20 protein-coding genes are annotated in these 24,397 nt (G+C 36.2%); 8 read left to right on the forward strand and 12 right to left on the reverse strand.

From position 1 onward, the window contains the following. The first annotated feature begins 91 nt into the window (after positions 1 to 91). Both DCS95_RS18565 and DCS95_RS18570 read left to right on the forward strand, forming a co-directional pair. Positions 92 to 2,230 (forward strand): thioredoxin domain-containing protein, encoded by a 2,139-nt coding sequence (locus DCS95_RS18565; protein WP_116772297.1) that lies wholly within the window; start codon positions 92 to 94, stop codon positions 2,228 to 2,230. A 94-nt stretch (positions 2,231 to 2,324) separates the two neighbouring features. Continuing rightward, complete coding sequence (locus tag DCS95_RS18570; RefSeq protein ID WP_116772298.1) at positions 2,325 to 3,518, forward strand: DegT/DnrJ/EryC1/StrS family aminotransferase; 1,194 nt, start codon at positions 2,325 to 2,327, stop codon at positions 3,516 to 3,518. 4 nt (positions 3,519 to 3,522) lie between these two features. Here the strand turns inward: DCS95_RS18570 and ribB are convergent, their stop codons facing one another. From ribB to DCS95_RS18625, 11 genes are all read right to left on the reverse strand, one after another. Beyond that, positions 3,523 to 4,659 (reverse strand): 3,4-dihydroxy-2-butanone-4-phosphate synthase, encoded by a 1,137-nt coding sequence (ribB, locus tag DCS95_RS18575; RefSeq protein ID WP_116772299.1) that lies wholly within the window; start codon positions 4,657 to 4,659, stop codon positions 3,523 to 3,525. Between the two features lie 2 nt (positions 4,660 to 4,661). Then, positions 4,662 to 6,101, reverse strand: a complete 1,440-nt coding sequence (locus tag DCS95_RS18580) for an LptF/LptG family permease (protein WP_244178496.1) — start codon at positions 6,099 to 6,101, stop codon at positions 4,662 to 4,664. Positions 6,102 to 6,175: 74 nt separating this feature from the next. Further along, positions 6,176 to 6,820, reverse strand: a complete 645-nt coding sequence (gene lolA1, locus DCS95_RS18585; RefSeq protein WP_116772402.1) for an outer membrane lipoprotein periplasmic chaperone LolA1 — start codon at positions 6,818 to 6,820, stop codon at positions 6,176 to 6,178. Positions 6,821 to 6,833: 13 nt separating this feature from the next. Further along, on the reverse strand, positions 6,834 to 9,212 hold the full coding sequence (locus tag DCS95_RS18590; RefSeq protein WP_116772301.1) for an FtsK/SpoIIIE family DNA translocase: 2,379 nt from the start codon (positions 9,210 to 9,212) through the stop codon (positions 6,834 to 6,836). 63 nt (positions 9,213 to 9,275) lie between these two features. Beyond that, the gene (locus tag DCS95_RS18595) at positions 9,276 to 9,641 is read right to left on the reverse strand and encodes a diacylglycerol kinase (protein WP_116772302.1); all 366 of its coding nucleotides are present in this window, start codon (positions 9,639 to 9,641) and stop codon (positions 9,276 to 9,278) included. Positions 9,642 to 9,655: 14 nt separating this feature from the next. Continuing rightward, on the reverse strand, positions 9,656 to 10,159 hold the full coding sequence (gene tpx / locus DCS95_RS18600; RefSeq protein WP_116772303.1) for a thiol peroxidase: 504 nt from the start codon (positions 10,157 to 10,159) through the stop codon (positions 9,656 to 9,658). Positions 10,160 to 10,281: 122 nt separating this feature from the next. Further along, positions 10,282 to 10,539, reverse strand: a complete 258-nt coding sequence (locus DCS95_RS18605; RefSeq protein WP_116772304.1) for a DUF6952 family protein — start codon at positions 10,537 to 10,539, stop codon at positions 10,282 to 10,284. Beyond that, positions 10,520 to 10,834 (reverse strand): thioredoxin family protein, encoded by a 315-nt coding sequence (locus DCS95_RS18610; RefSeq protein WP_116772305.1) that lies wholly within the window; start codon positions 10,832 to 10,834, stop codon positions 10,520 to 10,522. The genes DCS95_RS18605 and DCS95_RS18610 overlap by 20 nt, the downstream gene beginning before the upstream one ends. A 69-nt stretch (positions 10,835 to 10,903) precedes the next feature. Continuing rightward, positions 10,904 to 11,548, reverse strand: a complete 645-nt coding sequence (locus DCS95_RS18615; protein ID WP_116772306.1) for a peroxiredoxin — start codon at positions 11,546 to 11,548, stop codon at positions 10,904 to 10,906. A gap of 216 nt (positions 11,549 to 11,764) precedes the next feature. Continuing rightward, positions 11,765 to 13,249 (reverse strand): Na+/H+ antiporter NhaC, encoded by a 1,485-nt coding sequence (gene nhaC, locus DCS95_RS18620; protein WP_116772307.1) that lies wholly within the window; start codon positions 13,247 to 13,249, stop codon positions 11,765 to 11,767. A 75-nt stretch (positions 13,250 to 13,324) separates the two neighbouring features. After that, complete coding sequence (locus DCS95_RS18625) at positions 13,325 to 14,545, reverse strand: aminotransferase class I/II-fold pyridoxal phosphate-dependent enzyme (protein ID WP_116772308.1); 1,221 nt, start codon at positions 14,543 to 14,545, stop codon at positions 13,325 to 13,327. Positions 14,546 to 14,695: 150 nt separating this feature from the next. On the opposite strand from DCS95_RS18625, the gene DCS95_RS18630 reads away from it, so the two are divergent. After that, a complete protein-coding gene (locus tag DCS95_RS18630) occupies positions 14,696 to 15,154 on the forward strand; it encodes an Lrp/AsnC family transcriptional regulator (protein ID WP_116772309.1) in 459 nt (152 codons plus the stop codon). Between the two features lie 49 nt (positions 15,155 to 15,203). Then, a complete protein-coding gene (gene lpdA / locus DCS95_RS18635) occupies positions 15,204 to 16,610 on the forward strand; it encodes a dihydrolipoyl dehydrogenase (protein ID WP_116772310.1) in 1,407 nt (468 codons plus the stop codon). 86 nt (positions 16,611 to 16,696) lie between these two features. On the opposite strand, the gene DCS95_RS18640 is transcribed toward lpdA, so the two are convergent. Continuing rightward, positions 16,697 to 17,881 (reverse strand): heparan-alpha-glucosaminide N-acetyltransferase domain-containing protein, encoded by a 1,185-nt coding sequence (locus tag DCS95_RS18640; protein ID WP_116772311.1) that lies wholly within the window; start codon positions 17,879 to 17,881, stop codon positions 16,697 to 16,699. A gap of 128 nt (positions 17,882 to 18,009) precedes the next feature. Between DCS95_RS18640 and DCS95_RS18645 the strand changes: the two genes are divergently transcribed. The 4 genes from DCS95_RS18645 to DCS95_RS18660 all read left to right on the forward strand — a co-directional run bounded on the left by DCS95_RS18645 (position 18,010) and on the right by DCS95_RS18660 (position 24,395). Beyond that, a complete protein-coding gene (locus DCS95_RS18645) occupies positions 18,010 to 18,546 on the forward strand; it encodes an NADPH-dependent FMN reductase (protein WP_116772312.1) in 537 nt (178 codons plus the stop codon). A gap of 76 nt (positions 18,547 to 18,622) precedes the next feature. After that, a complete protein-coding gene (gene tilS, locus DCS95_RS18650) occupies positions 18,623 to 19,933 on the forward strand; it encodes a tRNA lysidine(34) synthetase TilS (protein WP_116772313.1) in 1,311 nt (436 codons plus the stop codon). Beyond that, positions 19,930 to 21,891: a protein-disulfide reductase DsbD family protein gene (locus DCS95_RS18655; RefSeq protein ID WP_116772314.1), complete on the forward strand. Its 1,962-nt coding sequence runs from the start codon at positions 19,930 to 19,932 to the stop codon at positions 21,889 to 21,891. Before tilS ends, DCS95_RS18655 begins: the two co-directional genes overlap by 4 nt. A gap of 110 nt (positions 21,892 to 22,001) precedes the next feature. Beyond that, positions 22,002 to 24,395 (forward strand): penicillin acylase family protein, encoded by a 2,394-nt coding sequence (locus DCS95_RS18660; RefSeq protein WP_116772315.1) that lies wholly within the window; start codon positions 22,002 to 22,004, stop codon positions 24,393 to 24,395. Positions 24,396 to 24,397 lie beyond the last annotated feature (2 nt).

Consider the following 24,397-nt stretch of genomic DNA (forward strand, 5'->3'; position numbering starts at 1 on the left):
GGTTGTAATCAAAGGCGGATCTTAAATTCACAAATCAATTGGGGAAAATAAAATTTATCTTTGAAAAACTCATTTTTCTATTTCTGTATCTATGAATGTTGATAAGCTATTTTATTTATTACTACTACTGTTTTCAATAAACTCTTGTAAAAATCAAAACAAAAACACTGATATAGGAACTGGGACTGAAGAGCATCAATTCACCAATGAACTGATTAATGAAACCAGTCCATATTTATTACAACATGCTCATAATCCTGTAGATTGGAAACCGTGGTCAGATACCGCTTTTAAAAAAGCTGCCGACGAAAATAAGTTAGTGGTTTTAAGTGTTGGGTATTCTACGTGTCATTGGTGTCATGTTATGGAAGAGGAATCTTTTGAAGATGTAGAGGTTGCCAAATTGATGAACGATAAGTTTGTTAGCATTAAAGTGGATCGAGAAGAAAGACCAGATCTAGATATGGTATACCAAACTGCTTTGCAATTGGTGAACGGTACCGGCGGATGGCCTATGAACGCCATTATTATGCCCAATGGAAGTCCGGTTTTTTTGGGTACTTACTATGAGAAAGAAGACTGGAAAAACATACTTGCAAAATTCAGTTCTGAATATGAGAAGAATCCAGAAAAAATGATAGAATATGCCACTATGTTGGCAGAAGGAGTACAAGAAGTTTACGATCAGCCCACCAAGCAATTGGCAAATGCGATATCTCAAAATAGTATTGAGAACGGTATTTTAGAATGGAAAAAATTCTGGGATAAAGAATGGGGAGGAAACCAAGGGGAGGAGAAGTTTATTTTGCCTACCAACTTGATTATGTTGTTAGATTATGCCGTATTGCAGCAAGATGCCGATGCTAAAAACCATGTATTGAATACCTTGAACAAGGTAGTGCATGGAGGGATTTATGACCATATAGATGGTGGCTTCTTTAGATACAGTACCGATGGTACATGGAAAGTCCCTCATTTTGAAAAAATGCTATATGATAATGCACAGTTGATCAATTTGCTGTCAAAAGCATATAAGCTTACCAATAATCAAGATTACAAGGTTGCCGTAGCAGAGACTTATTCATTTTTACAAAGCGAAATGCGCAATAAAAAAGGAGGGTATTTTAGCGCAATGGATGCCGACACAAATGGGGAAGAGGGGCTGTATTATATTTGGAAGAAAGCAGAACTACTGGCATTGTTAAATGATGATTTTTATCTCTTTGCCAAATACTATAATATACAAGATGCTGAAGTTTGGGAAGGTGAGAATTATGTACTGAACAACACAGTTTCAAAAGCTGAATTTCTAAAGAATAATTCTTTGGATGAAGCACAACTAAACGAAAAAATTGCCCAATGGAAATCAACTTTATATCAAGCCCGACAAAAGAGAACCAAACCGAAAAAAGATTACAAGGTGTTGACTTCTTGGAATGCGTTGTTGATCGATGGTTATTTAGAAGCTTATAAAGCTTTTGGTGATGTTACATATTTGAACGAAGCAATTTCTGTGTTCAATTATCTTACCGAATACAATTACACAAATGGTGAGTTAGTGCATTCTTATACAAAAGATAGCAAGCAACGAGAGGTGTTTTTAGAAGATTATGCCTTTTTAGCAAAAAGTGCTTTCTCTTTGTATGAAGTGACCACGCAAACCGAATATTTAGATATATCTAAAGAGTTGATGCAAAAAGCCGATATAAAATACCAAAGTAGCTCTGCATTATATTATTACAATGTACCGAACGAGTTGGTTCCTAGTATAGTTAATACTTCAGATGGAGTGGTGCCTTCTGCCAACGCAATTATGGCACAGAATTTTTTAAAAATAGGACATTTAGAATATAATACCGAATTTTTGAGCAAAGCGGAAACAATGGGCTCGTTAGTCATAACAGATTTTGAAAACCATGCTGTTAGTTATGGAGCTTGGGGTTCTTTATTATTGCAACAAGCATATCCTTTTTATGAAGTTGTAGTAGTTGGTGAGCATGCAGAACAATCATTGAAAGAAATGAACAAAACTTTTATTGCTAATGCTATACTTGTAGGTTGCCCTGAAGAAAGTGATATTTCTTTGTTTAAAGATCGCTTTGTTAATGGTGAAACCTTTATCTATGTATGTCAAAACAATACCTGTAAGTTACCCGTAAAAACTATAGAGGCAGGATTTCAACAAATGATTTCTTTTGGGTATAAAGGTTTCAACGATATGAACTTATAGCGAGCATCTTTTTTACAAATAATGATACAAGGGCTAAACTTTGTTTTTACCAATAATTTAAGCAAGATTTGTAGTAGAATAAAAAATAGATAGCATGCCAGGTTTTGAGTTGTTCGGAGAGAAAGAGAAAAGTCAAGTTCAAGATGTTTTAGATTCAGGTGTATTAATGCGTTACGGTTTTGACGGTATGCGTAACAACCACTGGAAAGCATTGGAACTGGAGGCGGCTTTGACCAAACGAATGGAGTCAAAATATGCGCAATTGGTCAGTAGTGGTACGGCGGCTTTAACCGTTGCGCTTGCCAGTGCGGGCATCGGGGCAGGAGATGAAGTGATTATGCCCACCTTTACGTTCGTAGCTAGTTTTGAATCTATTTTAGCAATTGGTGCCATTCCTATTTTGGTTGATGTTGATGATACATTGACTCTTGATCCCGTTGCTGTTGAGAACGCTATTTCCGATAAGACCAAAGTTGTTATGCCGGTACATATGTGTGGCTCTATGGCAGATTTAAGTGCGCTTAAAGCTATTTGTGATAAGCATGATCTATTATTATTGGAAGATGCTTGCCAAGCAATAGGAGGTAGTTTTGAGGGTAAACCTTTGGGAAGTTACGGTGATTTAGGTTGTTTTTCTTTTGATTATGTGAAAACCATTACCTGTGGTGAGGGTGGTGCGCTTATAACCAATAATGAAGCATATAAAACCAACGCAGATCATTACTCCGATCACGGTCATGACCATGTGGGAAATAATAGAGGTACGGAAACACATCCGTTTTTAGGTTATAATTTCAGAATTTCAGAATTGAATGCCGCTGTAGGTTGCGCACAGATAGAGCGTTTAGATGATTTTTTGGATATTCAACAAAAGCATTACGGTGTTATTCGAAAAGAATTGGAAACATTACCTAATATTGAATTTAGAAGAGTGCCCAATGGCGGAGTGGAAAATTATTCTTTTATTTCATTTTTCTTACCGTCAACAGCAATAGCTAAAAAAGCACATACTGCATTGGGTGAAGCTGGTGTTGATGCTTGTTTTTATTGGTTCGATAACAATTGGCATTATTATAAAAAATGGGAGCATTTAATCCAGAAAAAGTCTTTGGGAAAATTGCCTCAAGAAGTTTTAAATCAATTGCCAGATTATACCAAGGCCGACTTCTCCAAATCGGATGCCTGGATCGGTAGAACCATATCTTGCCTCATTAAATTGAGTTGGACGGATGAACAGGTAGCTGAACGTGCAGCCACCATGAAAGAAGTTCTGGCAAGATTCGCCTAGTGCTTTAGTACGATACGTATTCTATAATTTCTAAACCATAACCTACTATACCTACGCGCTTTGCTTGGGTACTGTTGGTCATAAGTCTCATTTTGTGAATACCAAGGTCATGCAAAATTTGTGCTCCTATTCCAAAATCCCTATTATCCATTTCAATTTTCGGAGCTTTGTGTACACCTTGTTTTTGCAGTTTTTTTAATTCCTTCAATCTTGAAAGCAAATTCAAGGATTCTGAATCTTGATTGATAAAGACTATGGCTCCTTTGCCTTCTTCATTAATTTTCTTGAACATATCTTCCAATTGCTCATCGGGATTGTGGGTCAAGGTGCCCAATATGTCGTTATTGATCAGTGTAGAATTAATTCTTGTTAAAATCTTCTCCTCTGATGACCACGTGCCTTTTGTAAGGGCGATATGAACATGGTTGTTAGTCGTTTGCTTGTAAGCTCTTAGTCGAAACTCGCCAAAACGTGTTGTGATGTTGAAATCGGTTTCTTTATTGATTAGACTGTCGTGCTCCATTCTGTAGGCAACTAGGTCTTCAATGGAAACTATTTTCAAGTCAAATTTTTTGGCTACTTCTACCAATTGAGGTAAACGTGCCATAGTTCCATCTTCATTCATTATCTCTACGATAATTCCTGCAGGTTTTAATCCCGCTAAACGAGCAAAATCAATTGCAGCTTCTGTATGTCCGGTTCTTCTTAATACACCACCTTCTTTAGCAACCAAAGGAAAAATATGTCCAGGTCTTGCCAAATCATGTGGTTTGGTGCCTGGTTCGGTCAGAGCAATAACTGTTTTAGAGCGATCACTGGCAGAAATACCTGTGGTTACTCCTTTTCCACGTAAATCAACGGATACCGTGAATGCAGTTTCCAAAGGGTCAGTATTGGTGCTTACCATCATATGAAGCCCTAAATCTTTACATCTACCTTCGGTAAGAGGGGCGCAAATTAGACCTCTCCCATGTGTAGCCATAAAATTGACCGTTTCAGGAGTGGCCAATTCAGCCGCAGCTAAAAAATCACCTTCATTTTCACGATTTTCATCATCTACAACGATAATTACCTTTCCTGCACGGATATCGGCAATCGCTTCTTCTATAGTGTTCAATTTAATCTTGTTAAGATCTGTCATGGTTAAGAATCAGATTTGTCTTTTTTCTTGAATATCTTTTTGAAGAAATCGGCTATGAAACCAAAATCCATCATTCCTTTATCTTCGGTAGCTCTTTTTGTGAGATAAACACCTAATGGTAACATGATCAATGTTGAAAGCCAAGCACCTAACATTGGGTGTATGTTGCCTTCTTTAGCATAATTTCCGGCGAATACACCAATGAAATAATAAATTAGGAAGAGGACAATGGCAATAACCATAGGTAAACCTAAGCCTCCTTTTCTTATAATTGCCCCAAGTGGTGCCCCAACAAAGAATAATATGATACAAGAAAATGCCAATGCATATTTGTTGTGCAAAGACAAAATATGCATGTTGTAAATTTTGTATCGCTTCTGTAGTTCTTCTTTTTTTCCGCTAACGGTTCCTAGAATACTGCTCGTTGCATTTTTGGCACTGCTTAATATTTGTATCTGTTGCCAATCTGGGAACATTACTAAAAAATTATCGGTAATAGAATCTTGTAGTGCGGTATTCTTTAGTGCTTTTGCGGCCTTGGTTTCTATTATAGAGTCCTTTTTTCTAACCATGTCAGATTTGGTAGAATCTTTGTTTTTTTGCACTAAAGGAGAAAACATACCTGTTCTACCTTCTATATTTTTTGAGAATGCTCTAACAATTCTAAAATTATCGCCACGTAAAGAATCTATATCTTTTGTAAGACGAGAAATGTTCTTCATTTTATCTGTACTGATATCTCTTTCTTCCTCAAGCTCATCGTTGTTAATTTCAGGAATCTCGATATTCATGGTGTAAGTATCAAAATCTGCCTGCGCAAAAGGAAACTTCATTTTAGTATTGCTACTTTTTGTTTGTACGTCTTCATACAAGTGCCCATCCTTTAAAACCAACTGTATAATGTCAGAATCCTCACTACTGATCAACTCACCGGTCTTAGATTTGATGACCCTAGTATTGATGTTGTTTGCAGATTTTGTGTGAATGATTACGTTCTTAAGAAAGCGGTCATTTTCACCATATTTTTCATCGACCTTAATGTTCATTCCTTCAAAATCGCTGAAAACTCCTTCGGCAACCACGGCAGCAGGTTTAACCTTGGCAATATTTCTACGAAGGTTGTAAATTTTGCGCTGAGACAAGGGTATTACGTTATTGGCAAAGAAAAAAGTGACTCCGCCCAAAATAGTAACGAATATGATCAAACTGAGCATGGAGCGCTGAAGTGAAATACCGGAGGCTTTCATGGCAGCGAATTCATAATTCTCTGCAATAGATCCAAAAGTAAGTATGGATGATAAAAGTACTGTAAGCGGTAGTACCTTTTCGGTAAGATCGGGCATTAGGTAAAATAGAAACTTACCTATAATTACAATATCAAGACCTTTACCGGCAAGATCATCAATAAAAAGCCAAATCGTTTGAAATATGAAAATGAACATCAATATTACAAACGAACTGACAAAATTAAAGACGAACCTTGATAGGATATATCGGTCTAGTATTCTCAATAGTTCTAGTTTCTTATAATGAAATAGCCTTCATCTTTATATTTAGCTTCGTCAAAAGTAAATAAGGTTTTGGACAAATCTTGATCTGTTTTAAAAGAATTAACAGTGATGGTTGTCTTAGTACCATTTTTTCCGGTCTCGATTAATTTGTAAATATGCTTGGTGCCCATGTCGATACCCAGTAATCTAGATTTGATTTCGGTATCTGAATCAATTGGGGTCAATTTTACATATTGTATTTTTCTACCTTGTACGTTCTGTAAAATATCCCATGCATAGTTGTGGCCTTCTTTATAAAAAGTCAACATTTTAGAAGGGGTCATGGCGTTTTCGTCGTCTGACTTGTCTTCTATGGTTACTTCTTCATTTTCTGGTACGATGGTGTACACTTTATTACCGTCAAAAATTTGTTGAGAACCTAAATAATTGAACATGTACTTGTTACCTGCAAGCGTTACATCGCCTCTGGTTTCTTGATTGATACCTGCTTCTGCATTCTTTAAATCGAATTTAAAGTCTACAAAAATATTGTCATAACTCTGTACTTTGTTGTAAACTTCATCAAGCAAACCTTTTGCCTTATCCGATCCCTGTGCATTTACAAATGCTGCAGATAACATAACCGTTAATACAATAATAATTTTCTTCATTTCTTTTATAATATTATTCATTATCCAATATTTGTTGAAGGGCAACCATGTCAGCTACATATACTTGTCTGGCTTTACTACCTTCAAAAGGACCTACAATTCCTGCTGCTTCTAATTGATCAATAATTCTACCGGCTCTGTTATAGCCTAACTTTAATTTACGTTGAATTAAAGAAGCTGAACCTTGTTGTGCAATTACAATAACTTCAGCAGCTTCACGGAACTTAGAATCCCTTTCAGACACGTTATTATCAAGACTCGTGCCAGAATCCTCGCCAACATACTCAGGTAGTTCATGAGCATCTGGATAAGCTCTCTGACTACCAATGAATTCAACAATTTTGGCAACTTCTGGTGTATCTACAAAAGCACATTGAATACGGGTGACATCATTACCTTGTGTAAATAACATGTCACCTCTACCGATCAACTGGTCTGCACCAGCGGTATCAAGAATAGTTCTAGAATCTATTTTAGAAGTTACCCTAAACGCCAACCTCGCAGGGAAGTTAGCTTTTATAATACCTGTAATTACGTTTACCGATGGTCTTTGCGTTGCAATGATCAAATGTATACCAATCGCCCTTGCCAATTGTGCTAACCTTGCTACTGGTGTTTCAACTTCTTTACCGGCGGTCATGATCAAATCGGCAAACTCATCTATGACCAGTACGATATAAGGCAAGAATTTATGACCGTCATTCGGATTCAGTTTTCTAGCTTTAAACTTGGTATTGTATTCCTTTAAGTTACGAACCATCGCCAATTTCAATAGTTCGTACCTGTTGTCCATTTCTATACAAAGGGAATTCAATGTGTGGATAACCTTTGTATTGTCGGTAATAATAGCTTCTTCCGAATCTGGAAGCTTAGCCAAGAAATGACGTTCTATTTTATTATAAAGCGTAAGTTCTACCTTCTTGGGGTCAACCAAAATAAATTTAACCTCTGCCGGATGTCTTTTGTATAATAACGAAGTCAATACGGCATTTAAACCTACGGACTTACCTTGGCCTGTTGCACCTGCCATTAACAAGTGAGGCATTTTTGCCAAATCCACAACAAAAGTTTCGTTGCTAATGGTCTTACCAAATGCAATTGGCAATTCCATTTCAGCTTTCTGAAACTTGCTCGAAGCAATTACGGAACGCATAGAAACTATGGTAGAATTTTTATTTGGTACTTCTATACCTATAGTACCTTTTCCTGGAATAGGTGCAATGATACGTATACCCAAGGCTGCCAATGATAATGCAATGTCATCCTCAAGATTTTTTATTTTACTTATTCTAACCCCTGCTTCCGGTACTATTTCATAAAGGGTTACCGTAGGGCCAATGGTTGCCTTAATTTGGGCAATACCAATCTTGTAGTTTTTAAGCGTCTCTACAATTCTATTCTTGTTTTCCTCTAATTCTTCTTGATTAATGGTAATACCACCAGTGGTGCCATGTTGGTCAAGAAGATCTATGTGAGGAAATTTATAGTTGCCTAACTCTAGAGTAGGGTCAAACTCACCAAAATCGTCTACTAATTTGTTGGCAAGAACATCTACTTCTTCTGGTTCTTCTATAACTTGTTCAACCTCCATAGCCAAGGTTTCTTCCGGCTCAGGCTCTGGTACGGTGACTTCAAAATCTTTCGCTTTCTCCTCTTTTTCCAAATGAGGAATCTCTGTTTTATGTGTATAGGTGTCAACCACCACCGGAGCTTCTTCCTCTAGGGAGGTGGATAAAATATCCTCTTGTTCTTTCTTCTTGTTCGCTTTGCGTTCTTGGTTTGCTTTGAATTCTGTGGAAATAGCTTCTTTTCTTGATTTAAAGAATGATGAAATACCTTCGGGAGTAACATCGAACAATTTTACTAAAATGAAAATGAGTCCGAATACCAATAATAGTAATACACCGATCTTACCAGCATAATCTTGTAAAAAGTCGTTCATTTCAAACCCTACCAATCCCCCTAATAACGGACTAGTGGTTGCAAAGAACCCTAACGCTATAGAAATCCAAATTACGAAAAGTAAACCCCAGATCCATTTTTTTAGCAAAGCCTTTAATGGTAGACCAAGAAAAAGGTAAATACCGGTTAAGCACACTAAAAATGGAAATATAAGCGACGCAACACCAAAACCTCTATACATGAAAAAGTGGCTAATGCTTGCGCCAAATTTGTTAAGCAGGTTTTTGGCAAGTTCGTTTCTGTCCTTGAATTCAGACAATAGGCTCTGATCGTCTTGCCAGTTAAAGTAAAACGATATAAAAGAAAAAAATAGCGCAATACTAAATAGCATGAGCAAACTACCCAAAATAATTTTATTCTGTTTGGATAATTTAAACGGTGTGCGCTTTTTAGTAGGTTTTGGCTTTGATTTAGATGCCTTTTTTGCCATTAAAACTTAATTCTGGTGCTAAATTACAAATTTACGATGAGCTATGGGAAACAATGAACTTACCTAAAATATCTTTGGTAAATATATAATGAGACCTATTATGGTCGATGCAATGGAAACCAGCATAACTGCACCCGCAGAAATATCTTTAATGAAACCGATTTTCAAATCAAATTCGGGCTGAATATAATCTGCGATTTTTTCTACAGCGGTATTCATTCCTTCAATTCCCAAGACAAGCGCTATTGCAAATATTTGAAGAATCCATTCTGTGCTTGAAATATCAAAGTAAAAACCAGCGGCGGTCATCACAATAGCAATGAATACCTGAATTTTAATACTTGCTTCGGTTCGTATTAAAAGTATGGCTCCCTTAAAAGCAAAACCAACACTTTTAATACGATTGACCAAAAAAGATTCTTTGGGCATGAGTTTTTTTATTATTAGTTCATCAATGCCTCTAATGCTGCTTTGTAATTAGGCTCTTCTGTAGTTTCGGCAATTTGTTCAGAATATAGAACACTTCCTTTTTCATCAACAACAACTACTGCTCTGGATAATAATGGAGCTAAAGGACCATCAGAAAATGCTACATTATATCCTTTACCGAAATTACCATCTTTAAAATCGGAAAGCATTTCTACATTTTCGATGCCTTCTGCACCACAAAATCTTGCCTGAGCAAATGGTAGATCTTTTGAAATACAAAGCACTATGGTGTTGTCCAATTCAGCAGCTTCTTGGTTGAATTGACGAACAGATTGTGCACAAGTACCTGTATCTACACTTGGAAAAATATTTAAAACTACTCTTGAGCCTTCGTAATCAGAAAGTTTTACGGTAGATAAGTCATTCTTAGTTAATTCAAATTCCGGAGCCTTTTCACCATCGGCTGGTAAAGTTCCTAATGTGTGTATTTCGTTTCCTTTTAATGTAACCGAAGCCATAACTTTTGTCTTTTTATAATTGAGATTGTGAAATTATAAAATATAAAGTTGAAACAGGTGGGAATATTATAAAAAAAAGTCCTTTCATAAACGAAAGGACTTTAAATTTTTTTTAAAAGCTTCTATTGGTCTATGGAGCCTAAAACACGCTTCATAAACTGATTCATAGCATCTTTTTTTGGCGTGCCCTCTTGTATGCTGTTTGAAACTTCTATGGCACCGTACATATTTGAAATAAGTTCGCCGATCACATCTAGTTCTTCATCTTTTAAAGAAGGTAACTCGGTTAACGCTTCTAAAGTTTCAATAGTCTCTAGAACGAAATCGCTATCTTTTTCTTCAATAAACTCTGTCAGTAATTTAATTATGGGTAATCTCACCGATCAAATCTTTTAATAGGTCATGCTTATTCGTCTGTACCTGATTTTTTAATTTACCTGACTCAAAAGAAGCGAACGTAGGTAAGTTGCTTACATCTGCCAGCTTTCTAGATTCAGGGAATTTCTCTGCATCTGCCAATACGAAAGTTATGTTTTCGTTCTGTGAAGCTTCTTTTTTGAATTTTGGCTTCATGATTCTGCAGTTGCCACACCATGTAGCGGAATATTGTACTACAACGTTAGGGTTGTTGTCAATAATTTCCTGTAAATTATCTTGTTCTAATTCTAATAACATAGCTTAGTTATTTAAAGATTAATAAAATGAACATGAAGTTCTAAACTTCATGTTCATTGAAAATTAGTATTAGTTAGCGTGAGCAGAAAGGTAACTTGCAACACCGTCTCTATTTGCAGACATTGCTTCTTTACCTTCTTCCCAGTTTGCAGGACAAACCTCACCTTTTTCCTGTACATGAGTTAAAGCATCTACCAAACGTAAATACTCACCAACATTTCTACCTAAAGGCATATTGTTTATGCTTTCGTGTTGTACAACACCTTCTTCATCAATAATGTATGTTGCTCTGTAAGTAACGTTGTCACCTTCAACTTGTACAGTTTCGGTTTCTTCGTCGTAAACTTCGTTTTGGATATCCAATATTCCTAAAACGCTAGATAAGTTGCGGTTGCTATCTGCTAAAATTGGGTAAGTAACACCTTCAATACCACCGTTATCCTTATCTGTGCTTAACCATGCGAAGTGTACTTCTGGAGTATCGCAAGATGCACCAATTACAATCGTATTTCTCTTTTCAAATTCGCCTAAAGCTGCTTGAAATGCATGTAACTCTGTAGGGCAAACAAAAGTGAAATCTTTTGGGTACCAGAAAAGAACCACTTTTTTATTATTTTTTTGAGCTTCTTCTAAAACATTAAGTTTAAAAGTATCGCCCATGTCGTTCATTGCGTTAACACTAATGTTTGGGAATTTCTTTCCTACAAATGCCATAATTTGTCTTTATTTTATAATTAATTATAAAGCAAAATTAAGACTTGTAAGAGGGTAAAGTGCCTTTCTAAATTAGATTTTTCAATAGTAGAATAACTATTTTGAATAGCGTAGCAGTTCACTTGTTTTTAGTGTGAATGACGTAAAATTTATACCCTTAAATTATCACATTGGTAATTAAGAAGCGGTTATGCTGATAAGGTCAACTTTTTTATTTTAAGCCTTACCAGTAGCCAATTTTTTTATCTTAATGTTGAAGCCTGCAAAGATGAATGTCATTATAGGGCTCAGCCAGTTAAATATGGCATAAACAAAATATTCTGCCACGCCAACACCTAGAACACCACTGTGGTAAGCACCACAAGTGTTGTAAGGTATCAATACCGAAGTTACGGTACCGGTATCCTCAAGTGTTCTGCTTAAATTTTCAGGAGCTAAGCCTCTGTCTTTAAAAGCTTTTGAGAACATTTTACCGGGTACAACAATTGCCAAGTATTGATCGGATGCGGTTCCGTTTAAAACGATACAGCTAATACCTGTGCTAAAGAACAAGCCGAAGGTAGATTTAGCCATGCTCAATAATGACTTAGTAATTCTGGCCAAAGCTCCAATACCATCCATAATTCCGCCAAAAAACATAGCGCAAATTATAAGCCAAATGGTGCCCAACATACCCGTCATACCTTTTGATGAGAATAAATCGCTTAAGGCTTTATTATCCGTTGGGATATCAGTGCTTACCGTAATCGCTTTTAAGATTCCCTGATAACCCGATTCAAAACTCAATTCTGATGCACCTGTAATCCCGGCAACAATTTCGGGTTGAAAAATTAAGGCAAATATTGCGGCTAACAACGTTCCGATCAATAACGCCGCCAATGGAGGAGTTTTTTTAACGATTAATGCAATTACGGCAATGGGTACCAAAAATAGCCAACCATTGATGTCGAATGAAGAATCTATAGAGGCTAAAATAGCATCTACATCGGCTTCACCACTAGTGTCTAAACTAAATCCGATGATTAAAAATACAATTAAGGTTACCGATATGGTCGGTACGGTTGTCCATAGCATGTATTTAATATGAGAGAACAGTTCACCGCCCGCCATGGCAGGTGCTAAATTTGTAGTGTCACTTAACGGAGAAAGTTTGTCTCCAAAATATGCACCGGATAATACTGCGCCAGCAGTCATTCCCAGCGAAATACCCAAAGCTTCACCAATACCGATCAATGCAATACCTACAGTGGCAGAAGTGGTCCAGCTGCTTCCTGTTGCTACAGAGATGATTGCACAGATAATTACACATGCCGCTAAAAATATTGTAGGATTTAATATTTGAAGTCCGTAATAGATCATTGCCGGAATAATACCGCTTACCAACCAAGTACCAGCCAAAGCGCCTACCATTAATAGTATAAGAAGGGCTCCTGTGGTAGATTTAATGTTTTCTTCCACTTCGGCGATCATTTGCTTGTAAGAGACTTTATTCATGAATCCTACAATGGCCGCAACGGCACCACCTACTAATAAAATAAATTGATTTGATCCACTGAGCGCGTCGTCGCCAAATATGTAAACATTATATGCTAACATGGCAACTAGGGCTATTACAGGAATCAAAGCTGCAAAAATACTCAGTTCTTTATTGTCAACGATATGCTCATTCTCCCTATGCTCATTGGTATTTTGGTCAATCATTAAATCGTAGTTTGGTTACTTCGTAATATTACGATTTCTGCAACGGATGTGCAAACACATCTTGCAAATTAGAATTTATGCTTTTATGCTTGTGATATCCAGAATATTAAGATCTAAAAGACATTTTTTCATTAACTCATAGGTTCTTTTAATATCATCGTCCAGGCCAATAGAAAATCTAATAAGCCCATTGCCCAATCCCATTTCCTCTTGTTCTTCTAAAGGAATTTCAGAAGATGTGGAGCTTCCGGGAGCACTGAACAAGGTTTTGTAAAAGCCAAGGCTAACAGCTAAATAACCTAGTTTTCTTTCTTGCATCAATTCCATAAGCGCATTTGCATTCTCCAAGCTTGCTACATCTATGGTTATTAATCCTCCATAACCATATTCCGTATTCATCTGATCACCCATGGTCAAATGGCCTGGGTGAGATGGTAGCCCTGGGTAAACCACTCGTAATCCGTCCTTTTCAAAATTCTCCGCTAAAAATTGTGCATTTTCACTATGTTTCTTCATGCGAATATGGAGTGTTCGCATATTTTTTAAAATAGATGCTGCGCGCATACTGTCTAAAGTACTGCCCAATAACATACCCGCCCCGTTATTTACATCTTTTAGGCTTAGGCAAAACTCCGTTGTTCCACAAACCACACCGGCAACGCAATCGCTTGTTCCGTTTATAAATTTGGTGAGGCTATGAATAACTATGTCGGCACCTAATTTTGCAGGGGAAATCGTTAAGGGTGAAAATGTATTGTCGACCACTAAGGGTAGTTCGTTTTTCTTTGTAATACGAGATAGGGCAGAGATATCTGCCACCTCTAAAAGCGGATTACTGACACTTTCGCAATAAATCATTTTAGTATTTGGGGTAATGGCATTTGCTACAGCATCAAGGTCGGTAATATCTAGAAAGGTCGTTTTGATTCCGAACTTGATCAAGAAGTTTTTCATGAAGGCGTATGTACCACCGTAAATAGTTCTACTGCTTATAATATGGTCGCCAGCATTACAAATTTGCAGAATTACCGCCGTAATGGCTCCCATGCCGCTCGCTGTAACATTTGCACTTTCTGTGCCTTCTAAAGCAGCTAGTGCTTCCCCTAAATATAAATTTGAAGGTGAAGAATGTCTGCTGTATAAATAGCAGCCTTCTGTATTTCCCTCAAAAGTGTCGAACATTGTTTTTGCGGATATAAAGGTATAGGTCGATGAATCTGAAATGGACGGGTTTACTCCGCCATACTCTCCAAAGTATTGTAAATCTTGTAGGTCGTTGCTATTTTTTTGGCTCATGGGTCGTTGTTTTCTGTAAAAATACTTTTTGAATGTAAAATTGTCAATAGGATAGTATTTTATTAGAATTTAAAACTATAATTAAATCAATAATAGAATTGTATTCTATTATTGTGTATTTTGTAACAACTGAACAGAATTATATTCGTTATGAAACTTGATCAAATAGATAATAGCCTCTTAGGGTTATTACAAGAAGATAGTAAGAAGACCACTAAAGAGTATGCTATAAAGTTAGGGCTTTCTACGACCGCTATTTATGAACGTATAAAAAGGTTAGAGCGTGCAGGAGCAATTAGAAGTTACGTAGCTTTAGTCGATAAAGCCATTGTAGATAGGAACTTTACGGTGTTTTGCCATGTGAAGTTAGTACAGCATGTTAAGGATAATATTGCACAATTTGAAGCTCAGGTAATGCGTTTACAAGAGGTGGTAGAATGCCATCATTTAAGTGGTGATTATGATTACTTGCTTAAAATTCATGTAAAGGATATGGATGCGTACCGTCATTTTATGGTCAATAAATTAACGGCCATGAATCATATTGGAAGTACCCAGAGTTCATTTACCATAAAAGAGGTGAAGCATTCTACGGCTATACCCCTTTAAAACTAAAAATAGTATTAATTTTGTAAGACATTAGAAAATAAAAAATTTTATGGATCAATATGATGTAGCCATTATAGGCTCAGGACCTGGAGGATATGTCGCAGCAATACGTTGTGCTCAACTAGGAATGAAAACTGCAATAATTGAAAAATATTCCACTTTAGGCGGAACGTGTTTAAATGTTGGGTGTATTCCTTCTAAGGCGATGTTAGACTCTTCACATCATTATGAAGATGCCATTAAACATTTTGATGAGCATGGAATAGAGATTCCCGGTGAAGTAAAAGTGAACTTGGAAAAAATGATTGCTCGTAAGCAAGGTGTAGTTGATCAAACTACAAAAGGTATAGAATTCTTAATGGATAAAAATAAAATTACCGTTTACAAAGGTGTAGGTAGTTTTAAAGATGCCACTCATGTAAATATTAAAAAGAATGATGGAAAAACCGAAGAAATTGAAGCTAAGAATATTATAATAGCTACAGGTTCTAAGCCATCTACCTTACCGTTTATAAAACTGGATAAAGAACGTATTATTACCTCTACGGAAGCTTTAGAGCTTAAAGAAGTGCCAAAACATATGATTGTTATTGGAGGAGGTGTAATAGGATTGGAATTAGGACAGGTTTATAAGAGACTTGGCGCAGATGTTACTGTTGTTGAGTTTATGGATCGTATTATACCTGGTATGGACGGTGCACTTTCTAAAGAGCTGACCAAGGTTTTGAAAAAGTCAAAAATGAAATTTGCTTTATCGCATAAAGTAAAATCGGTTGAAAGAAAAGGCGATCAAGTGATCGTTAAGGCTGATAACAAAAAAGGCGAAGAGGTTGTTTTTGAAGGCGATTACTGTTTAGTTGCCGTTGGTAGAAAACCTTATACAGATGGATTAAATGTTGATGCTGCAGGTGTAAAACTTGATGATAGAGGAAAGGTAATCGTCGATGAGCATTTGAAAACGAATGTTGATAATATTTACGCAATTGGCGATGTCATTAAAGGTGCAATGTTAGCACATAAAGCGGAAGAAGAGGGTACTTTGGTTGCAGAACTACTGGCAGGTCAAAAACCTCATATTGATTATAACTTAATACCTGGTGTAGTATATACTTGGCCAGAGGTTGCTGCTGTTGGTAAAACGGAAGAGGAACTGAAAGAAGCTGGTGTGGAATACAAATCGGGTCAGTTTCCAATGCGTGCTTTAGGTCGTGCCAGAGCAAGTATGGATATAGACGGATTCGTAAAGATTCTTGCCGATAAAAAGACCGATGAAGTTTTAGGCGTTCATATGGTAGGTGCGCGTGTGGCAGATTTAATTGCCGAAGCCGTAACTGCAATGGAATTTAGAGCTTCTGCAGAAGATATTTCTAGAATGAGCCATGCTCACCCAACATATGCCGAAGCGGTTAAAGAAGCGGCGTTAGCTGCAACAGATAATCGTCCTTTACACGTGTAAATAGATGACTTTTATATAAAAAAAGGCAGCCAATTGGTTGCCTTTTTTAGTTTTGTAGCTAGCTTAATACTTCATTTGAATTGAGTCTAACTCTTAATTAGTCCCAAAATGCGCAATACTTTCTCGGTGATGGTTCTTAACACCTCAAAAAGTAAAATGGCTATTTGTTCAAGGTAAATACGGGTTGTAGATAAAAAGCTAGAGATGCTAGATTTGATTTCTATTTTATGTTTTTCATATTGTAGAGCAAAAAAGGTGCATACAATCATAAACAAAATTGCCCCGGGTATTACATAGTACGGATTTAAAGAATGGTTAAAGAATCTATATAAACCAACACCTGTAAAGCTACCATACAAAACCACAAAGTGAATGATGTAGATAGATAAAGTGCTTTGCCCAATTTTAAGCCATGTGGCATTCATTAAGAACTTTCTTAGCATAATGAAAATAGAGAAGACAATAAACACATCTCCCAAACGAATAAACAAGTAGTTGTTACTGAAAATGGACTGGAACAATTGTATGCCCGTTATTTCGTAAATAGACATGAAAAAATCCGAAGAAAAAAATACTAGGATTAGCCCTATGGCTATGTATGCAGGTACTATATAGTAATATAAGTTTTTGCTATTTTGAAATTTAGAAAATACAACCGACATAAAACTACCTATTGTTGCATAGCCCAACCATGGTATAATGGTAAAAACAGAGCCGTTAGCCTTGGTTAAATAGTTCGCAATGGCTTGTGGTAAAAACTCAAAACCCATTGTTTTGTAAATCGGTTCGAATATAAATAGCAGTAGGGTAGTGGAAGCTAATATGGTAGGGAAAATCCATTTTTGTTTTGCAAAGGTTAAAATGTAAAAACCAATAATAAACAATAGCGAAAGACCTATGCAATGTAATACGTCTACTAGGTAGAAAGAATCATAAATTTCACCTTTGAACAAGCCAAAGATATTCATGCGTAAAAGATAGGCAATGACCAATAATTCCAATCCCCGTTTTATGCCTTTTTTTACTCGAGGGTTGCTCCATCCGGTTTGGGGAGATTTTATTAATAAGAATGTAAATATGAATCCGGAAACAGTGAAGAAAACCGGTGCGGTAATACCTCTAAAATATTTCCATGTCGAGAATAGTATATTGGAGTTGTCTCTAAATGCATTGCCCAACAACCCGTCAATGAAATGACCTTGTAACATCATTAAGATAGCCCACGCTCGTATGGCATCCAAAAAAAACAATCTTGACTTAGAGTTGCTCATTATAACAATTATATCCTATATACTTATAAAACAGTAAGTTTGGATGTTTAAAGCTGTAAAATTAGATAAAATATTCTAGGGTTTACAGTATTTGAATTAAATTCGTAATCATACATAAAAATAGCCACATGAGTTACGTTTTAGCATTTGCAGGGAGCAATTCTTCAATATCCATTAATTATAAATTAGCAAAATATACTTCTACGTTAATTGGTGATACAGAGGTAAGGTTGCGAGACATGTCTAAATACCCTTTTCCAATGTACAGTCAAGATTCGGAAAAAGAGGATGGTTATTCTAACTCTTTAGTGGAGTTTAAGAATGAGATTAGTAATGCAAAAGGATTGATAATTTCTGTAAATGAACATAATAGTTACCCTTCGGCATATTTTAAGAATGTAATGGATTGGTTATCTAGATTGGACGTTAAGTTTTTAGCGGACAAGAAGATATTGCTAATGGCTACTTCAAACGGTGGTCGTGGTGCTATTGGAGCGCTAGAGGTTGCAGAAAAAATGATTGCTAGATTTCAAGGTACCGTTGTTGCTTCTTTTTCCTTGCCAAAGTATAGCGAGAATTTTGATGAGGAAAAAGGAATTACCGATGCTGAATTAGCAAAAGTACATGCTGAAAAAGTAAGTGCTTTTGTAGCAGCTATATCTTAATTGAAGTAATACCTTTTCAAGTTAAATAATTCTTAGTCTGCCTTAATAAATTAAGGGACTTCGTTACCTTTATGGCGTGTTAAAAGCGTTCAAAAAACATATTGAAGATCATTTTCCGGAATTGTTGAGCAATCACTTCATAATTGCATGTAGTGGTGGTTTGGATAGTACGGTTTTGGTAGAATTATGTAATCTACTTCAACTACAATTTTCAATAGCGCATTGTAATTTTCAATTACGTGGTAATGATAGTGATGGTGATGAGGCTTTTGTTCTTGATTTAGGCAAAAGCAAAAATAAGAAGGTATATGTTACGCATTTTGATACTTTGGGCTATGTAAACGTGCAGAAGGTTTCCGTACAGATGGCGGCTCGTGAGCTTCGTTATGCTTGGTTTGAACAGCTTTTGTCGCAAGATGAAAGTACATATGTACTAACAGCTCACCATGCCAATGACAACCTTGAAACTTTCTTAATTAATTTATCTAGAGGTACCGGTATTGATGGGTTAACGGGTATACCTGCAAAAATTAATTATTTAAGAAGGCCTTTGTTGCCATTTACCCGAGATGAGCTAGAAGCTTTTGCCAAAAGCGAAAAAATAAATTGGCGTGAAGATGGCAGTAATGCAGATACAAAGTATTTACGAAACAAGATTCGTTTAGAGATTATCCCTAAACTATCAGAACTACACCCTACATTTTCTGATAATTTTAAAAATACACTCCAATATTTAAATCAGACAGAAACTATTGCCTCCGCATATATAAAAAAAATAACGGAAGATTTTTTTGTGAATAAGGATGGTAAACTGGTAATAGAAATTAGTAAGCTTAAAGGTTTACAACCACTACCTACATATTTGTATGCGCTGTTCAACCCATACGGTTTTAAGGAAATCGATAATTTAGAAGCTTTATTGAACGGTCTATCAGGTAAGCAGCTAGAATCTAACACGCATTTTTTGGTTAAGAATCGTGATGTATTGATACTAACATCGAAAAGTGATGCTAAAACCATAGTCGATGAGTTTGTAATACCTGTGGATGAAGTACCTTTGAATCTTCCGGTAAATTTAAAATTTTCAGTAGTGCCCGAGCGTTATAATAATTCAAAGACCGAAATTTTTGTTCAGAAAAACGCTTTAAATTATCCGTTGACGTTAAGAAAATGGAAAACAGGCGACTATTTCTATCCGATAGGATTAAACCGTAGAAAAAAATTGTCGAAGTTTTTTAAAGATGAGAAAGTTGATGTCTTATCTAAAGAAGAAACTTGGTTGTTATGCTCTAACGAGCAAATTGTTTGGGTTGTAGGTATGCGAGCAGACCACCGCTTTAGGGTTGTAGATACTACCCAAGAGATATTAAAAATAGAAATTACATGATTAGATTTTTAGCGTTGCTACTTTTTATAGTTGTATTACCATTGAACACTTTTGCGCAAACAGAAGACGAACCGGTAGTATGGGAACAACAGATCAATAAAATTTCTGAAACGGAATATGAGTTGGTCATGAAAGCAAAAATACTTGATGGCTGGCACATGTATTCTCAGTTTACTTCAGAATTTGGTTCATTGCCAAGTGAATTTACTTATAATGGCAATGGAACCATATATGAGTTGATTGACGGTACTTTAGAAAGTGAAACAATAAAAGAGTACAGTGAAATTTTTGAAGTAGAGGAAACGTATTTCAAAGATGATGCAATTTTTACACAACGTATTAAAATTCTAGATCCAGAAATTAATCAGATAGATGTTGACTTGTTTTTTCAGGTGTGTAAAGAGGTATGCATTCCTATGGATAAGAAGTTCATATTCACCTTAGATGGGTCGGAAGCTGAAATAATTAATACAGTAGATGATAGAAGTTTGGCTTTAGGTCAAAAGTTACGATTAGACCTTAAGAATAGAGAACTGCTAACGCAGGGTCAAGATACCATTGCTACAGGCACTAATATCTGGGTTATTTTCGGGCTTGGGTTTCTTGGGGGGTTAATTGCATTATTGACTCCGTGTGTATTTCCAATGATTCCGTTAACCGTTTCATTTTTTACCAAACATTCCCAAAAGAAATCCAAAGGAATCATTAATGCCTTGCTTTATGGATTTTTTATTGTCCTTATTTATTTTCTATTGAGCTTACCATTTCATTTGTTCGACTCGGTAGATTCGCAAATTCTAAATTCTATTGCTACCAATGTATGGTTAAATTTATTGTTCTTTTTAATATTCATATTTTTTGCCTTTTCCTTTTTTGGATATTATGAATTGACTTTACCTAGTTCTTGGGCTAATAAAATGGATGCGGCATCTTCTAAAGTAGGTGGTGTTTTAGGAATCTTTTTTATGGCAGTGACCTTGGCTATTGTTTCGTTCTCGTGTACAGGGCCTATTTTGGGTGGCTTGCTAGGCGGTACAACTTTAGCGGAAGGTGAAGTTGCTTCTAACCTTACGGCGGGTATGACAGGTTTTGGGGCGGCGCTGGCATTGCCCTTTGCTCTATTTGCATTGTTTCCTGCATGGTTGAATTCATTACCGAAATCGGGTGGATGGATGACAACGGTGAAAGTGGTTCTTGGTTTCTTGGAAATAGGACTTGCCCTTAAGTTCTTATCGAATGCCGATTTGGTTGGGCATTGGGGAATTCTAAAACGTGAAATATTCTTGGGTATCTGGATCTTATTAGGTATTGCGATGACACTTTACCTATTTGGAGTGTACAAATTTCCACACGATAGTCCTGTTAAAAAATTATCACTAGGCAGAAAGGTTACAGCATTTATTAGTGCTGCATTTACGCTTTATATGATATTGGGAGTCTCTAAAGTAACCAATTTAAAACTCTTGAGTGGTTTTCCACCACCAGAATTTTATAGCATTTTTGAACAAGAAAGCGATTGCCCTTTAGGTATTGATTGTTTTAAAGATTTTGATGAAGGTTTGGCACATGCCAAAAAAGTTGATAAACCTATTCTTTTAGATTTCACGGGTTGGGCTTGTGTAAACTGCCGAAAAATGGAAGAGAATGTTTGGAGCGATTCAGAGGTTTTTCCGATTATAAAAGATAATTACGTACTTATTTCATTGTATACCGATGATAGGGAGGAACTACCGGAATCTGAGCAGTTCAATTATCAGTTTGAAAGTGGTCGCATAAAGGAAATTAATAATATAGCACAGAAATGGGGAACCTTTCAAGATGTAAATTTCGGTTCTATTTCACAGCCTTTTTATGTGTTACTTTCCCCAGATTTGGAAGTACTGAATACCTCTATTCAAAATTCAGATATACCTACCTATAAAAACTGGTTGTTAGAAGGATTAAGAAATAATGAATAGTATATTGGTTTTGTAAGATGTTGACTACTTATCAATAAAAAGCAGAGTTTCGAGACGTTTAATGTGAAAAATAGTTTTAACTTGGTGGAAATTGTCCCCCGAATTAAACTATGAGAACATTAAAAAAACTAGGAGTAATCCTGCTGGTAATCGTTACCTTACTGATAATTGTTATCGGAATATTTGTTTATACCTTAAAACCAGATTATTCCGGTGAAAAAGAGCTTGCGAACCTGCAAGAAGAAGTTAGTGTCTATTACGACAACTACGGAATTCCACATATTTACGGGGAAAATGAACAAGATGCCTTTAGAGCTTTAGGTTATGTTCATGCCCAAGATCGTCTTTGGCAAATGGAACTGCTAAGAAGAATAGCCCGTGGTGGATTATCAGAAGTTTTTGGTGAAGATCTAATAGGCACTGATAAGTTTTTTTTATCACTAGGTATAGCAGATGCATCAAAAGTAACGGTATCTAAAATTAATGAAAATGATGAAGGTGTTGTTTTGGCAAAAGCCTATTTGGATGGCATCAATCAATTTATAGATGAAGGACCGACACCTGTTGAGTTTTACCTAACAGGAATAGATAAAGAAGAGTTTGTTCTAGAAGATATCTATAACACTATAGGTTATATGGCTTTTAGTTTTGCTATGGCACATAAAACAGACCCCTTGTTAACTACAATAAAAACCGAATTAGGTTCTGAATATTTGAATGACTTGCATGTTGGTTCATCTATTGATACCGAATGGATAGAGAACTATAATCCAACTCCATCAGATACCATTCAAAATAACCTTTCGGCTGCAGTGAATAAAGCTTTGGGTGCGCTTGATATTCCTTTGTTCGAGGGTAGTAATAGCTGGGTTATTGCACCCGAAAAAACAAAGAACGGAAAGGTGATTTTCGCTAATGATCCTCATATTGGTTTTTCTCAACCTTCAGTATGGTTCGAAGCCCATTTAGAAACACCTACCTATTCAAAATATGGATATCATATTGCTGGTATACCATTTCCCTTGTTGGGCCATAATAGAAAATTAGCGTACGGACTCACCATGTTCGAAAATGATGATGTTGATTTTTACTATGAACAGAACAATCCAGATGATGAAAATCAATACTTGTCTGAAAATGGTTATGTGGATTATGAAATTGTACATAAAACAATTCAGGTTAAAGACGCGGAGGAAGTTCAATTTACCTACAAGAAATCCGTTCATGGTCCTGTTTTAAACGGAATTGCCGACCAAGTACAAGGAGATAGACCAATAGCCATGTCATGGGTCTATACACAAATGGAGAATAAGGTGATAGATGCGCTATATGGTTTAAGTCATGCAAATAATATGGTGGAGTTTAAAAAATCACTTCCAAATATTCACGCTCCAGGACTAAATATTATGTATGGGGATGATGAAGGAAATGTTGCATGGTTTGCTACCGCTCAGCTATATAATATTCCAGATACCGTAAATACCAAGTTGATTTTTGAGGTAGGCAAGGGGTTACCACTTGATAAAGAATTATTAGGGTTTAATGAGAATCCTCAAGCGATAAATCCGCCAAGTAATTTTGTGTATTCAGCAAATAATCAGCCAGACTCTATAGCTGGTATGTTGTATCCTGGGTATTATTTACCTGAAAATAGAGGAAAAAGAATAGTTAGTTTGCTAGAGCCAAAAAACGATTGGGATTTATCTTCGGCAAGTAAAATGATTACTGATGTTATATCTTCTGTGGAGCCCGATATTATTTCCAATTTAGCGAAACATTTAGATGTCTCATTATTAAGTGAAAATGGTCTAAAAGCTATTGATAGCTTAAATATGTGGACAGGGGACTACAACCTTACTTCTATTGAGGCTACAGTTTACAATAGATGGATTTATTATTTGTTGCAAAATACTTTTGAAGATGAGTTGGATGAAGAACTTTTCAATCAATTTTTAAGTACTCACTTCATGAAAAGGCTTATTGCACCGTTGTCAAAAGATGAAAATTCTGTCTGGTGGGATAATGTAAAAACCACCAACGCAATTGAAAACATGGAGGATATTGTCAACCAGTCTTTTATGGAAGCGATTGCTTCGTTAGAAAAGGATTTTGGTAAGAATGTAGATCATTGGCGATGGGAGCGAGTACATTCAATTGAGCATGGTCACCCAATTGGTCAAATAGCAGCTTTACGTTCTTTTTTTAACGTAGGTCCTTTTCCAATACATGGGTCTAGGGAAGTAATAAACAATTTGGCTTTTGCATATGATGATACAGGTTTCTATAGAACAACATCAGGACCTTCTACAAGAAGAATCATAGATTTTTCTGATGTAGAAAACAGTATAAGTATTCTGCCTACCGGGCAATCTGGCAATCCGTTCAGTGAACATTACAGAGATCAAGCAGAAATGTATGTAAATGGAGAGTTTAGAAAAATGATGATGAACAAGGCTGAAATTCAAAAGAGTAAAGAAATCCTTACTTTTAGGCCAAAGGATTAAAA

It is taken from the genome of Maribacter litoralis (assembly GCF_003075045.1).
In the GTDB taxonomy this organism is placed as follows: domain Bacteria; phylum Bacteroidota; class Bacteroidia; order Flavobacteriales; family Flavobacteriaceae; genus Maribacter; species Maribacter litoralis.